The organism is Ensifer sp. VA4, assembly GCF_055710065.1.
The window spans coordinates 137,274-151,413 of the sequence record NZ_JBVQPO010000001.1 but is presented as its reverse complement, the minus strand read 5'-3'; the positions used below and the strand labels follow the sequence as shown (position 1 = coordinate 151,413).

The following is a 14,140-nucleotide window of genomic DNA, read 5'->3' as shown; positions in this document are numbered from 1 at the left end:
GCAAAGCCCGCCGGGCTGTTGCCTGACGGGCTTTGGACGCTGGTGTGCTGTTCGCTGAGCGGCGTCGGCTTGCCGAACTCACGCCCGCTTCATCAGCGGAAAGCGTTCCTTCAGCAGCCGTTGGATCGATTCCGAGCCGATGGGCGGTCCGAAGAGGAAGCTCTGGCCGTAGTCGCAGCCCATCTGCGAAAGCTGGATTGCGTCGTCCTCGGATTCGATACCCTCGGCTACCACCTGCATATCGAGCTCACGCGCCATGGTGATCACCGAGCGCAGGAGAATGCCGCGCTTGTCGCTCGGGTCGCGCACCAGTGCCTTGTCGATCTTGATCGTGTCGAAGGGGAAACGCGTGAGGTAGGACAGCGACGAATGGCCGGTACCGAAGTCGTCGAGCGCCAGTTTCAGGCCGGCCTCTTTCAGTTTTTCGAGGACGAGACGGGCCTGCTCGGGGTTTTCCATCACGAGCGATTCCGTCAATTCCATCTTCACCTTGTCCGGATCGCAGCGGTTCTTGGTGAGGATGGCGCGGACGTCGTCATAGAGCTCGTTGTTGAGAAGCTGCGCGCTCGAAAGGTTGATCGACACGAAGATCGGCAGGTCGCCGGTCTGGAGCTGCCATTCCGTCAGATCGCTCGTCGCCTTGTCGAAAGCGAACATTCCGAGCTGGCTGATGAGGTCCGAATTTTCGGCAATCGGAATGAACTCGGTCGGGGAGATATTGCCGCGCTTCGGATGATCCCAGCGCATCAGCGCCTCGAAGCCGGCGATCTCCGCGTCGCTCAATCGAACGATCGGCTGGTAGACCAGCGAGAGCTCCTTGCGTTCGATCGCCCGCTTGAGGTCGGCTTCGAGCTGGAGCCGGTCCGAGCCGGACGTGCGGAAGGCAGGGCGGAAGGGTTCGACGCGATTGCCACCTTCCTTCTTCGCCCGGAACATGGCGAGCTCGGCGTCGTCGAGCAGGCCTGCAGCGCTTTGCTCCTGGTCGAGCCAGGAAACGAGGCCGATCGATGCCGTCAGGTTGATTTCGCGGTTGCCGTAGTTGAGCGGCACCATGATCGCCTTGCTCACCGCGTCGGCGAAATCCGCGACCTTGGCGGGGTCGCGCTCGGACATCAGGATCAGACCGAACTGGTCGCCGCCGAGGCGGGCAAGCGTGTCCTGCGGGCGCAGGAGCCGGCGCAGGCGCCGGGTCAAGGCGATCAAGATGTTGTCGCCGGCGGCGATGCCCAGGAGGTCGTTGACCTGCTTGTAGCGGTCGATGTCGATTGCCAGCACCGTCGGACGGACCGAATTGCTGCCGTCGGCCATCAGCAGCATCGCCTGCAGCCGGTCGAGGAAGACCTGACGGTTCGGAAGGCCGGTCAGATTGTCGAGCAGCGCATTGTGCAGCAGCCGCTCGACGGAATTGCGCTGCTCGGTGATGTCGATGATCGTGCCGACGCAGCGGATGATCTCGCCGTTGGCGCCGAGTACCGGCCGGGCGCGGATGGCGAGCCAGTGGTAATGGCCGTCTTCGGCGCGCACGCGAAATTCGTGGTTGAGCTTGCCGCGGCGGCGCTCCAGAAGCACGTCGAGGGTCGCCCGGAAACGGTCGCGGTCGTCGGGATGCAGGCGCGGCAACCAGTTGCGCAAGGGACCGTGCATGCTGCCGAGCGACAGTCCGAGCTGGGTCGAAATATCGGGCATGGTCACCACCCGATCGCGGGCGACATCCCAGTCCCAGACGGTGTCGCCGGAGCCGGTGAGCGCCAGCGACTGGCGCTCGAGATCGGAGAACAGGCCCTGCTGGTAGCCGCTGCCGGCAACCGCATGCTGCATGACGGTGAAGCCGATCAGCAGCACGATGAGGACGAGACCGCCGCCGAGCGCCGGCTGCACGATGTCGTTGGCGAGCTGGCCGGTGACGGTCAGCCACGCGCCGAAGAGCCAGACGAGGATGAGCAGCCAGGCAGGTACCAGAAGGATAGCACGGTCGTAGCGGTTGAGGCCGAGATAGGCGATCAGCACGATCCCGACCGTTCCGGTCAAAGCGAAGGAGAGGCGGGCGATGCCGGACGCGATCGCCGGATCATAGACGGCGACGCCGAAGAGCAGGCCGAGGCCGAGGATCCAGGCGAGCGTGGCGTAACCCAGATGCTGATGCCAGCGGTTGAGATTGAGATAGGTGAACAGGAAGATCACGAGGCCCGCCGCCAGGAAGACCTCGGTGCCCGCTCGCCATATTCGCTCGTCGCCGGCCGTAACGCTGATGAGCTTCGACAGGAAGCCGAAATCGACACAGATATAGGCGAGAACCGCCCAGGCGAGTGCCGCCGTTGCCGGCAGCATCGAGGTTCCCTTGACGACGAAGAGGATGGTCAGGAACACCGCGAGCAGGCCGGCAATGCCGAGCACGATGCCGCGATAGAGCGTGAAGGCGTTGACCGTATCCTTGTAGGAATCCGGCTCCCACAGGTAGATCTGCGGCAGTTCCGGTGTCGCCAGTTCAGCGACGAAGGTGATGATCACGCCCGGCGCCAGCGTGATGCGGAAGACATCCGCCTCGTCGCTCGGTTCCCGGCTGAGCGCGAAACCTTCGCTGGGGGTGATCGAAAGGATGCGCTTGGAGCCGAGATCCGGCCAGAAGAGCTTGGAATTCACCAGCCGGAAATGCGGCGCGACGATCACGCGGTCGAGCGGTTCGGCCGAAACGTTGGCGAGCGCGAACACGGCCCAGTCGCCCTGATGGTCCTCGCTGCTGGAGCGCACCTCGATGCGGCGCACGATGCCGTCGGTTCCGGGCGCCGTCGAGACCTGGAAGGCTTCGTTGCGGCCGCTGTAGATTTCGGTCGTCGCCGTCAGGTCGAGCGCGGTGTCCTCGCGCGAGATCTTCACCGGCTCCAGAGCCTGGGCCGCACCGCCGAGCGCGCAGAAAAACGTCGTGAGCGTAATCAGAAACGCTGCCAGCTTCGGGGCTGACCAGGCGAAGGGCGAGCGGGTTAGAGGCATCAAAGGGGCATATTCCTGTTCGGTAGGGCATCGTCGGACAGGAGAGAAAAGAGCACGTGGTCCCGCCACTGGCCATTGATTCTCAAGTACTGTCTTAAGTAGCCTTCACGCTCAAAACCGGCCTTTTCAAGGAGCCGGATGCTTCTTGAGTTGTCCGGAATACAGGCTGCTTCAATACGGTGCAACTCAAGGGTCGAAAAGATGTAGGGAATGGCGAGCCTGAGGGCAGCGTACATATGGCCCTTGCCGGCGTGGCGTTCGCCCATCCAGTAGCCGATCATGCAGTTTTGCCCGGCGCCGCGGCGGATATGGCCGATCGTCAGTCCCCCGAGCAACATCTCGTCTGGCTTGTGGAAAAGAAAGAGCGGCACCGCCTGGCCGGAGGAATATTCCTGCTCGTTGCGGATGACCCGGCTGCGAAAGGCGCTCTCGGTCATCTCGTCGGGACGCCAGGTTGGCTCCCAAGGTTCGAGGAAGGCGCGGCTCTCGCTTCTCAGCTGATACCACTGGCGATAATCGGCGTAGCGCGGGAGCCGCAGCAGGTAGTTCTGATCGGCGATTTCGATCGTCTCCGGCTGCCGCGACAGGAACCGAAAAACCGATCGTGTCATTGCTGCCTCCGAGGCCGTCCAGTTTGCGTGCGGGGATCCTCTATCGTCCGCCCGGCAGCGCGCCTTTGCGCTGTCACGAACCGAAACGTTGCACAACTTTGCGCGCAAATCGAATCCGATTTTGCGAAAAGACGCAAAGACTTCACCATTTCGAGTACGGTGCTGGCGTCCCTCGGCGGCCGAGAGCGATTCCAGGAAAAGTGGCGATCGCTTTTCCGCCAGGAATTGCCCGGCCCCGAAAAGGCAAGATCATTTCACGGTTTCGATGAAAGCATGAAATGACCTACAGCGCCGCGTGTCTGATGAGACGCGCAAAGGTCGCTGTGGCACTTTGATTTGTTGCATGTCTTCGTCCTCAAATCGAGGTCGGAGACATGCAGTCGGGCCCGTTTAGCTGGCGACGGCGTGCGGAACGGTGGCCTTGCCGGTCAAGGACGACAGGATATCGCCCATCGGGGCAAGCTGCTCCAGCGGGCCGATGGCCGAAAGCGTCGGCGTCGTGTCGAAGAACAACCGGCCGGCAAGGTCGGTCAGACGCTCGATGGTGATGCCGGAGAGGCGCTCCATCAGCTCTTCGTTCGGGATCGGGCGGCCGTAGAGCATCATCTGGCGGGCAATCTGGCCGGCCCGGGCCGCCGGGCTTTCCTGGCCCATCAGCAACTGCGCGCGGATCTGGGCGCGGGCCCGCTCGATTTCCTGCTGCTCGATGTTCATCGAGGATTTGCGCAGTTCGTCGACGATAACGGGCATCAGCTCCGGCAGGTTCTCGCCGCCGGTGGCCGCGTGCACCCCGAAGATACCGGTATCGGAAAAGCCCCAATGGAAGGCGTAGACCGAATAACAGAGGCCGCGATGCTCGCGCACTTCCTGGAAGAGGCGTGAGGACATGCCGCCGCCGAGGATGTTGGCGAGGATCTGCGAACAGTAGAAGTCGCGGGCGTGATAGGCCTTGCCCTCGAAGCCGAGCAGGACCTGTGCATCCATCAGGTCGCGCGTCTCGCGGCTGTCGCCGCCCGTGTAGCGGGCGACTTCGAGCACCGGCGCCGCGATCGGTGTGCGCGGAAGGGTCGAGAAGCGCTCCTCCACCTGACGCACGAAAGCCTCGTGCTCGACGGCACCGGCCGCGACCACGAACATGCGGTCGGTCGTGTAGTTGCGGCCGAGATATTGGCGGATCTGATCGGCAGAAAACGACATGACCGTGTCGGGGGTACCGAGGATCGGCCGTCCGACGGTCTGGTTGCGATAGGCGGTCTCGGCGAAACGGTCGAAGACGACGTCGTCGGGCGTGTCGTCGGCGGCGCCGATCTCCTGCAGGATCACCTGTTTCTCGCGCCGCAGCTCCTCGTCGTCGAAGGTGGATTCGGTGAGGATGTCGGCGAGAATGTCGACCGCGAGCGGCACGTGATCCTTGAGCACGCGTGCATAGTAGGATGTCGTCTCGGTCGACGTGGCGGCGTTGACTTCGCCGCCGACATTTTCGATTTCTTCGGCAATCTGGCGGGCGGTGCGTCGCGCCGTGCCCTTGAAAGCCATGTGCTCCAGCAGGTGGGCAATGCCATGTTCGCCCAAGGTTTCATTGCGCGAACCGGATTTGATCCACACCCCGAGCGCCACGCTTTCGAGATGCGGCATCTGCTCGGTTACCACCGTCAACCCGGAAGGGAGCCGGGTGCACTCAACTTTCATCATACGTTTCTTCTCGTTCTTACCCCCGGAGACGGGTACGCTCGCCGATAAAGGTCTCGACGCTCTTCAGGTCCGGATCCAGGATATCGAAACGCTCCTCCCTGTTCATCAGGTCAGCAAGCCACGTCGGAAGCGCCGGGTCAATACCACTGGCCGATTTTACCGCGTCCGGGAATTTCGCCGGATGGGCGGTGGCGAGCGTCACCATGGGGGCGGACGGCTTCTCGTGCTTGGCAGCGACGAAGACGCCGACGGCGCTGTGCGGATCGAGCAGATAGCCGGTTTTTTCCAGCGTCTTGGCGATCGTCTTAGCCACCTCCTTCTCCGAGGCGCGGCCGGCGCGGAACTCCTTGCGGATGGCCTTCAGCGCCTTTTCGCGAATGGTGAAGGAACCGGACTGCTTGAGGCCGTCCATGGCCGAGCGCACTTCGCCCGGGTCGCGGTCGTTCGCCTCGAACAGCAACCGCTCGAAGTTCGACGAGATCTGGATGTCCATCGACGGCGCGGTCGTCGCCTTGACGTCGCGCATCTCGTAACGCCCGGTCTTCATAGTGCGGGCAAGGATGTCGTTCTCGTTGGTGGCGATCACCAGCTTGTCGATCGGCAGTCCCATGCGCTTGGCGACGTATCCTGCGAAGATATCGCCGAAGTTGCCGGTCGGGACCGTGAAGGAGATCTTGCGGTCCGGACCGCCGAGTGCCACCGCCGTGGTGAAGTAGTAGACGATCTGGGCCATGATGCGCGCCCAGTTGATCGAGTTGACGCCCGAAAGCTTGACGCGATCACGGAAGGCGGCGTCGTTGAACATGCCTTTGACGAGGTTCTGGCAGTCGTCGAAGTTGCCTTTGACGGCGATGGCGTGAACGTTCGATGCCTTTGACGTCGTCATCTGCCGCTGCTGCACTGGCGAAACCTTGCCGTGCGGGAAGAGGATGAAGATGTCGGTGCGTTCGCGGCCGGCGAAGGCGTCGATCGCGGCGCCCCCGGTGTCGCCAGAGGTCGCACCGACGATCGTGGCGCGCTCGCCGCGCTCGGCCAGCACATAGTCCATCAGCCGCGCAAGCAGTTGCATCGCCACGTCCTTGAAGGCGAGCGTCGAGCCGTGGAAGAGTTCCATGACGAAGGCGTTGGGCCCGGTCTGCACCAGCGGCGCTACCGCCGGATGGCGGAAGGTGGCGTAGGCTTCGTCGATCATTTCGCGGAACTTGGCCGCGGGGATCTCGCCATTGGTGAAGGGTTCGAGCACGGTGAACGCGATTTCCTGATAGGACTTGCCGCGTAAGCCCCGGATTTCCTTTTTGGAAAACTTCGGCCATTCCTTGGGGAGATAGAGACCGCCGTCGCGCGCCAGACCGGCAAGCAGCGCGTCGCAGAAGCCGAGAGGAGCGGCTTCGCCGCGCGTCGAGATATACTTCACCATGATTGTCCTTCGTCCCACCTCTAGGATTGCCGCGGCTTACAGCGCCGCGCGTCTTATCAGACGCGCAAAGGTCGCTGTAGCACTTTCAGTTGCTGCATGTTTCCTTAAATCGGCTACGATTTAAGGAAACATGCAGTAGAAAACGGCGCCGCGGCATGCCCGTCTTATTGCGTCAGTCCTTGACAAAGTCTGCATCTATTCTTGTCACCGACGCAATTTCCGACCGTAGATCAGGCTTCGGAAAATTCGGAAGGGACGCGCTGACCCGATCGATTTTTCAGTTTGTCGCTGCTATAGACGATGCCCGAAGGCCATGAAAGGTCTTCCGGCCGAGATTTCGGTCAAGGAGTTTCAACCGGTCCAGCAGAGGTTGTTCAACGTGTTTGGCAAAGTATCCCGGCCTGTTCTCGCAATATCTTTTCTCGCGATCCTCGCCGGCTGTAACAAGACGCAATCCGGCGGAGCGATCGATGCGGGCGGCAGTGCCACCGCTCCGACGCCAGCCGTCGTCCAGGCCGCGTGCCCGCAGGTCGTCCTGCGCGATGGCACGTCGGTGTTCACCAGCTACGCCAAGGGTGCCAAGAACGACCCGACGAAGGTCGTCTACCAGGCCTCGCTCGCCGACACCACGCGCCAGTGCGTGCAGAGCGAGGGCTCATTGACGATGACCGTCGTGGTGCAGGGACGCGTGGTCAGCGGCCCGGCGGGCGGCCCCGGCAAGATCACCATGCCGATCCGTGTCGCCGCGACCGACGAAGACAAGACGCTTTACTCAGAACTGACGCAGCATGCGGTCGAAGTTCCCTCGACCGGCTCGGCACAATTCGTCTTCACCAAGGCGAACGTGACGCTGCCGGCCGGCGCCGGGTCCAACGTCACCGTCTATGTCGGCTTCGACGAGGGTCCGCCGGCCAAGGGCAAGAAGAAGTAAGCTGCGGCGCACGCCGCATAAAAAACGCCGGGGCTTGCCCCGGCGTTTCATTTCCATCCCGCTCTGGCTTACTCAGCCGGAACGCTCTTGCCGCCTTCCCATTTGTAGAGCGAGAAAGCCTGCGAGGTCAGGTCGCCGGCTTCGCCATAGGTCAGCTTGCCGAGCACCGTGTCGATCGCTTCGCCGGACTTGATCGCGGTGGCAACAGCAGTCGCGTCTTCGGCGGAGCCGGCCTTTTCGATGCCAGCCTTCAGCACCTGCACGGCGGCATAGGCGTTGAGGGTGAAGGCTTCGGCCGGAATGTTCTTCGCCTTCAGCGCTTCGACGGCCGGAGCCGATGCCGGATTGCGGGTCGCGTCACTGGCGTTGGTGTAGATCGTGCCGGAGGCAGCTTCGCCGCCGATCGCCCAGAACTCGGTGTTCGACAGGCCGTCGCCGCCGAAGATCTGCGCCTTCACGCCCTGGTCGTGCATTTGGCGTGCGAGCAAGCCGCCTTCCGGATGGTAACCGCCGAAGTAGATGACATCGACGTTCTCGGACTTCAGGCGGGTGACGATGGCGCTGAAGTCCTTGTCGCCCGGGTTCAGGCCTTCGTAGACGACTTCGGTGATGCCGCCTGCGTTGATCGCCTTCTTGAAGCCGTCAGCAAGGCCCTTGCCGTAAGGAGCCTTGTCGTGCAGGACGGCGATCTTCTTGTCCTTGAGGTTCTCGACCACATAGGCAGCGGCGACTTCGGCCTGCTGGTCGTCGCGGCCGCAGGTGCGCAGCACGTTCCAGAGACCACGGGTGGTGAGGTCAGGCGTCGTTGCCGTCGGCGTCACCATCAGGATGCCGTTTTCAGCGAGAACGTCGGAAGCTGCCATCGAGGTGCCCGAGAGCACCGGCCCTACGACGTAGCGGATGCCTTCGCCGGCCGCCTGGTTGGCAACCGACACCGCCTGCTTCGGGTCGCCGGCGTCGTCGAGCAGCTTCAGGACGATCTTTTCGCCGTTGATGCCGCCAGCCTTGTTGATCTCTTCAGCGGCCGTTTCTGCCCCGTTCTTCACCTGCTCGCCATAGGCCGCGACCGGGCCGGTGAGCGGCGTGATGACGCCAACGGTGATATCGGCGAAGGCGAGCGGGCCGAAGGCGACGCTGGCCGCCAGGGTCAGGCCGGTCAACATTGAAAGACGCATAGTGTTTCCTCCTAGAAATACCCCTGATGGGGCTTTGCTTGATATGGCCTTCGTGCGCGGCTTCGAAAACCTACTGCATGTGTTCTTGAACCGTAACCGGTCAAAGGACGAAAACATGCAGCATTTCAGGGTGCTGCAGCGACCTCTCGTCTCTGATAGAGCGCGTCGCTGCAGAGATTTTCGGAGGGACGCGGCGCCACTTCAATGTGTCATCGTGTCCCTCGGCGCCTAATCGGACGCCTGCCGTGGTGGCCGAAGGCTTTTTCCCGCTCCGGCCGAAAGCCGGGGCGAAAGTGGTGCGGCCGGACGTGGCCTTCGCGGCGTCAGGCCGTCATGGACTCCGACCATTCGGAAAGCGCTGCGATCACGCCGGGAAGGGCCGTCATGCGCGAGATCACGGTTTCGGCGCCTGCCTCCGTCAGCTTGTCGGCGTGCGACGGGAAGGTGTGGGAACCGCCAGTGAAGCCGACGACGCGCATGCCAGCGGCGCGCGCGCCGTGGATGCCATGCACGGAGTCCTCGATGACCAGCACCCGCGACGGGTGGACCCCCATCTGCTTGGCACCGTGCAGGAAAATGTCCGGCTTCGGCTTGACGCGATCGGGCCCGAGGTCGCGCGCCGAGTAGATGCGCGAGCCGAAGTGATCCTTGATGCCGACCTTGCCGAGCATCATTGCCAGCCGCGCCGAGGTGGAGTTCGAGCAGATGCAATGGGGCAGCGTCAGTTGCAGCAGCATCGGCTTGACGCCATCGATGATCTTGACGTCGCGTTCCAGTCGCTTGTCGAGAATGGTGTCTACCTTGTCGATCAGCGACGCGGAAAGCGGAATGCTCGCTTCCTTCTCGATCTGCAGCAGCGTGTTGTGCCAGGTCATGCCGGCAAAACGCTCGGCCATCTCTTCGAGGCTGATCGGGTAGCCCGCTTCGGTAAGCAGCGCGGCTTCGACTTCCGAGGCGATGATTTCGGAATCGACGAGAACGCCGTCGCAATCAAAAATGATGAGATCGATACCGGTCATTTGGAACAGTTCCCTGGGAGGAGAAGGCGCCGCAGGCAGGGGGAGGATAGCTTGCGCGGCGCGGGGCTTTCGTACGCCAGAGCTTTATACGAAGGTGGCCGAAAGCTCAACCTTTGGAAATCATCGAAACCGCTGCTCCGCTTGCTCGACAGCATTGTTTCGCGGCTCTATCTGTAGGCGATGGAAAAGCAACAGGACGATACGCTTGCAAGTCGCATCAGCAGGGCTCTCGCCGAGAGGATCATCTCCGGCATCCTGATGCCTGGCGAGCGCTTGCGGCAGGATCATATCGCCGAGGAATTCGGCGCGAGCCATGTTCCCGTTCGCGAAGCCTTTCGGCGGCTGGAGGCCCAGGGGCTTGCCGTCAGCGAGCCGCGCCGCGGCGTTCGCGTCGCCTCCTTCGATCTCAAGGAGGTGAGGGAGGTTGCCGAAATGCGCGCGGTTCTCGAGGTTCTGGCCCTTCGCCACGCCATCCCGCATTTGACGCCGGCGATCCTCGACCGGGCGGAAGCGGCGACGGTTGCCGCCGATACCTCACGGGACGTCCGCTCCTGGGAAGCGGCGAACCGCGCCTTTCACCGATTGATCCTGCAGCCCTGCGGCATGCCGCGGCTGCTCGCGGCCATCGACGATCTGCATGCGGCGAGCGCCCGTTTTCTCTTCTCCGCATGGCGCACGAGCTGGGAAGCGCGAACGGACCACGACCATCGCGCCATCCTTGCAGCCCTGCGCGAAGGCCGTGGCGACGAAGCTGCGAAGATCCTCGAGCGGCACGTGGGATGGATCGGCAAGACGCCGGTCAGGACTGCTGCAGGTGAAACCCGCGAAGCCTTCTCGATTGTTGGCTAAGATCGCGTCCGCGCTACGGCCGCCTATTGCGGAAACAGCTCCGAAAACGCCTTCTCGCCGCTTGCGGTAAAGCGGATGGCGCGGCTGTTTGCTTCGCGCTTCGCCCAACCCCTGTCGATGAAGAGCGTCAGCAGCGCCTCGCCAAGCGAGCCGGCAAGATGCGAGCGGCGCTCGCTCCAGTCGAGGCAGGTGCGGCAGATCGGGCGGCGCAATTTCTTCAGTGCCGAATAGTCGATGCCCAGTGCCTCGATCCGGGTCTGGCCAGCCGGCGTCAACGCGAGGTCGTCGCCGTTGATCTCGATCTGCTTCTCGGCGATCAGGCTGTCATACATGCGCACGCCATAGTCGCCGGCGAGATGGTTGTAGCAGACGCGCGCTTTTCGCAGCGCCGGATCCTTCGGGCCGGGGCGGTGACGGTTCATGCCGCGGCTGGCGGCGAAGCCCATCAGGTTCTCGAGCATCAGGCCGACTTCATCCTCGGCGAGCTGGAAATAGCGGTGCCGCCCCTGCTTGCGCTGGCTGAGCAGGCCACCCGCTTCGAGCTTGGAAAGATGGGAGCTTGCGGTCTGAAGCGTGATCCCGGCATGGGTGGCGAGTTCGGTCGCCGTAAGGGCCCGACCACCCATCAGCGCCGTCAGCATGTTGGCGCGGGCGGGATCTCCGATCAGGGAGCCGATGAGAGCGATGTCAGGACCTTCCTTCATACTTCGATCGTAGTCGAAGCATCCCCGTCGGACAAGCGTGCATAGTCGTCCCATCGAAGACCGGCGACAGGCCGGGCCACAAGGAGACGACGATGATCACCTGCTTCATCCGCTACGAAATCGATCCCTTCAAGAAGGAAGAGTTCGCCACCTATTCGCGCAACTGGGGCGAGGCGATCCCACGCTGCGGCGCCGATCTCATTGGTTACTTCGGGCCGCATGAGGGCTCGGCGACGACGGCCTACGGTGTCTACAACATCGAGAGCCTCGCGGCCTACGAGGCCTATCGCGCCCGGCTTGCAGCTGATCCGCTCGGCAGGGAAAACTATGCCTTTGCCCGCCGCGAACGGTTTATTCTGAAGGAAGACCGCATTTTCCTGAAGAACGTATCCGCTGGCATCGGAGGAAAGTGAATCATGATTGCCGTCATCTTCGAAGTCCTGCCGGCCGAGGGCCGTCGCGACACCTATCTCGGTATCGCCGCCGACCTGCGCCCTCTGCTTGACGACATCGATGGTTTCATCTCGATCGAGCGGTTCCAGAGCCTGGCGAATCCCGACAAGGTATTGTCCCTGTCCTTCTGGCGCGACGAGGAGGCGGTGAAGGCCTGGCGCAACGGTGCCGAACACCGCGCCGCCCAGGATGCGGGACGTCACGGCGTCTTCGCCGACTATCGCCTGCGCATCGCCTCCGTCATCCGCGATTACGGGTTGAACGAGCGCCGTGAAGCGCCGGCCGACAGCCGCGCCTTTCACGACTCCAAATGAATCGGCGTGTTCGTATCTTGCCGTTGGCGTGGGATGCGGGCGGAAAACCGCGCACACTTTTCCTCATCCCACGCCAGGGGATCTCACTAACATGGCGTGACTACGCACTTTTTCGGAACGGCCTTCAGGCTTTGGTAACCATCTTCGGTAACCATAAGCTCCATAGTCCGTTCCGAGTAAGCGTATTTGCGAGTTGTCCATGTCTTCAGTTGTTTCGCTTGCCGAAGTCTCCCGCTCCACCCGTCCGCTGGGCTGGCTCGACAGCATCATCAAGGGTGACTGCGTTGCGGCGCTCAATGCGCTTCCCGACAATTCGGTCGACGTCGTTTTCGCCGACCCGCCCTACAACCTCCAGCTCGGCGGCATGCTGACCCGTCCCGATCAGTCGGTGGTCGATGCCGTCGACGACGAATGGGACCAGTTCGCCTCCTTCGAGGCCTATGACGCCTTCACCCGCGCATGGCTGCTCGCCTGCCGCCGCGTGCTGAAGCCGACCGGCACTCTCTGGGTCATCGGTTCCTACCACAATATCTTCCGCGTCGGTGCCATCCTGCAGGATCTGCACTTCTGGATCCTCAACGACATCATCTGGCGCAAGACCAACCCGATGCCGAACTTCAAGGGCCGCCGCTTCCAGAATGCCCATGAAACCCTGATCTGGGCGACGCCGAATGCGAATGCCAAGGGTTACACCTTCAATTACGATGCGATGAAGGCCGCCAATGACGACGTGCAGATGCGCTCCGACTGGCTTTTCCCGATCTGCTCCGGGCATGAGCGGCTGAAGGACGACGATGGCAAGAAAGTGCATCCGACCCAGAAGCCGGAGGCGCTGCTCGCCCGCATCCTCATGGCCTCGACCAAGCCGGGTGACGTCGTGCTCGATCCCTTCTTCGGTTCCGGCACGACCGGCGCCGTCGCCAAGCGTCTCGGCCGTCACTTCGTCGGCATCGAGCGCGAGCAGGACTACATTGACGCGGCCTCGGCGCGCATCGATGCCGTCGAACCGCTCGGCAAGGCCATGCTGTCAGTGATGACCGGCAAGAAGGCCGAACCGCGTGTCGCCTTCAATACACTGATCGAGAGCGGGCTGATCAAGCCCGGCACGGTGCTCACGGACGCAAAGCGCCGCTACAGCGCCATCGTCCGCGCCGACGGCACGGTCGCTTCCGGTGGCGAGGCCGGCTCAATTCATCGCCTGGGCGCCAAGGTCCAGGGGCTTGATGCATGCAATGGATGGACATTCTGGCACTTCGAAGAGGGGAACACCCTGAAGCCCATCGACGAACTCAGAACCGTCATTCGAAATGATCTGGCAAAACTGAACTGATCAACCAGTTCGGCCAGATCCTTCGAAAGGCGCTCCGACCGGTTTTTGTACCTTCAGTCCCGGAAGGAGAGCTTTAAATGCCCGGAATCCTCAAAGCGGATTCCGGGCATTTGTATGTTTGCGGGATGATTGCAGGAACGTTGACGCGATAGGCAAGGAGGCTTCGCCTGATTGCCAATCCTTGCGTCCGGAAATAGGATTCCGAGAACCCAGTCTTCACCCGAATAAGGGTTGCCGTCCGCATGGCCTCGCCCGATCGACTCCAGCGCACGAAGCAGTGGGCGCGTCAGATCCAACGCGACGTCGTCGCGCTCTGGTTCGCCGCGCGCGACCCTCGAACGCCGCTTTCAGCGAAGTTCGTTGCCGGCGCAGTCGCCGCCTACGCGCTGTCGCCGGTCGATCTGATCCCCGATTTCATTCCGGTGCTCGGCTACATCGATGATTTGGTCATCGTTCCGCTCGGCATCCTGCTGGCGGTGCGTCTCGTGCCGCCGACGCTCATGCACGAATTTCGGGACCGGGCGACGGCATTGGAGGAGCGCCCATCCAGCCGCGGCGGTCTGGTCGCGATCCTGTGCATCTGGCTGGCGGCCGCAGCGCTTGCCGGTTGGGCGGTGTGGCGCGTCGTTTCGCCCGAAAGCTGAAGGCGCGCCGTAC

General features: G+C 62.7%; 13 protein-coding genes. 6 read left to right on the top strand and 7 right to left on the bottom strand.

Features of this window, described 5'->3' with window-relative positions; all coding sequences use genetic code 11:
- Positions 1 to 78: 78 nt before the first annotated feature.
- The 4 genes from AC0C6X_RS00775 to thrC form a co-directional block, all read right to left on the bottom strand.
- On the bottom strand, positions 79 to 2,988 hold the full coding sequence (locus AC0C6X_RS00775) for an EAL domain-containing protein (protein ID WP_247957972.1): 2,910 nt from the start codon (positions 2,986 to 2,988) through the stop codon (positions 79 to 81).
- Positions 2,988 to 3,599, bottom strand: a complete 612-nt coding sequence (locus AC0C6X_RS00770; protein ID WP_173515843.1) for a GNAT family N-acetyltransferase — start codon at positions 3,597 to 3,599, stop codon at positions 2,988 to 2,990. Before AC0C6X_RS00770 ends, AC0C6X_RS00775 begins: the two co-directional genes overlap by 1 nt.
- A 390-nt stretch (positions 3,600 to 3,989) precedes the next feature.
- Positions 3,990 to 5,291 carry a M16 family metallopeptidase gene (locus AC0C6X_RS00765; protein WP_173515844.1) on the bottom strand — a complete coding sequence of 434 codons (1,302 nt, stop codon included), beginning with the start codon at positions 5,289 to 5,291 and terminating at the stop codon, positions 3,990 to 3,992.
- A 16-nt stretch (positions 5,292 to 5,307) separates the two neighbouring features.
- Positions 5,308 to 6,708, bottom strand: coding sequence for a threonine synthase (gene thrC, locus AC0C6X_RS00760; RefSeq protein ID WP_247957971.1), 1,401 nt, complete (start codon positions 6,706 to 6,708; stop codon positions 5,308 to 5,310).
- 379 nt (positions 6,709 to 7,087) lie between these two features.
- Here thrC and AC0C6X_RS00755 point away from each other — a divergent pair, with 379 nt between their 5' ends.
- Positions 7,088 to 7,639: a hypothetical protein gene (locus AC0C6X_RS00755; protein ID WP_173518092.1), complete on the top strand. Its 552-nt coding sequence runs from the start codon at positions 7,088 to 7,090 to the stop codon at positions 7,637 to 7,639.
- 68 nt (positions 7,640 to 7,707) lie between these two features.
- On the opposite strand, the gene AC0C6X_RS00750 is transcribed toward AC0C6X_RS00755, so the two are convergent.
- Complete coding sequence (locus AC0C6X_RS00750) at positions 7,708 to 8,814, bottom strand: ABC transporter substrate-binding protein (protein ID WP_247957970.1); 1,107 nt, start codon at positions 8,812 to 8,814, stop codon at positions 7,708 to 7,710.
- A 323-nt stretch (positions 8,815 to 9,137) separates the two neighbouring features.
- Positions 9,138 to 9,833: an HAD family hydrolase gene (locus tag AC0C6X_RS00745; protein ID WP_173515847.1), complete on the bottom strand. Its 696-nt coding sequence runs from the start codon at positions 9,831 to 9,833 to the stop codon at positions 9,138 to 9,140.
- A 180-nt stretch (positions 9,834 to 10,013) separates the two neighbouring features.
- Between AC0C6X_RS00745 and AC0C6X_RS00740 the strand changes: the two genes are divergently transcribed.
- The gene (locus AC0C6X_RS00740) at positions 10,014 to 10,682 is read left to right on the top strand and encodes a GntR family transcriptional regulator (protein ID WP_057250651.1); all 669 of its coding nucleotides are present in this window, start codon (positions 10,014 to 10,016) and stop codon (positions 10,680 to 10,682) included.
- Positions 10,683 to 10,705: 23 nt separating this feature from the next.
- Here the strand turns inward: AC0C6X_RS00740 and AC0C6X_RS00735 are convergent, their stop codons facing one another.
- The gene (locus tag AC0C6X_RS00735; RefSeq protein WP_173515848.1) at positions 10,706 to 11,386 is read right to left on the bottom strand and encodes an ArsR/SmtB family transcription factor; all 681 of its coding nucleotides are present in this window, start codon (positions 11,384 to 11,386) and stop codon (positions 10,706 to 10,708) included.
- A gap of 92 nt (positions 11,387 to 11,478) precedes the next feature.
- Here AC0C6X_RS00735 and AC0C6X_RS00730 point away from each other — a divergent pair, with 92 nt between their 5' ends.
- From AC0C6X_RS00730 to AC0C6X_RS00715, 4 genes are all read left to right on the top strand, one after another.
- Positions 11,479 to 11,799: an NIPSNAP family protein gene (locus AC0C6X_RS00730; protein WP_173515849.1), complete on the top strand. Its 321-nt coding sequence runs from the start codon at positions 11,479 to 11,481 to the stop codon at positions 11,797 to 11,799.
- A gap of 3 nt (positions 11,800 to 11,802) precedes the next feature.
- Positions 11,803 to 12,153, top strand: a complete 351-nt coding sequence (locus AC0C6X_RS00725; RefSeq protein WP_173515850.1) for an antibiotic biosynthesis monooxygenase family protein — start codon at positions 11,803 to 11,805, stop codon at positions 12,151 to 12,153.
- A gap of 199 nt (positions 12,154 to 12,352) precedes the next feature.
- Positions 12,353 to 13,483, top strand: coding sequence for a site-specific DNA-methyltransferase (locus AC0C6X_RS00720; protein WP_104664761.1), 1,131 nt, complete (start codon positions 12,353 to 12,355; stop codon positions 13,481 to 13,483).
- Between the two features lie 242 nt (positions 13,484 to 13,725).
- Positions 13,726 to 14,127, top strand: a complete 402-nt coding sequence (locus tag AC0C6X_RS00715) for a YkvA family protein (RefSeq protein ID WP_173515851.1) — start codon at positions 13,726 to 13,728, stop codon at positions 14,125 to 14,127.
- Positions 14,128 to 14,140: the final 13 nt, after the last annotated feature.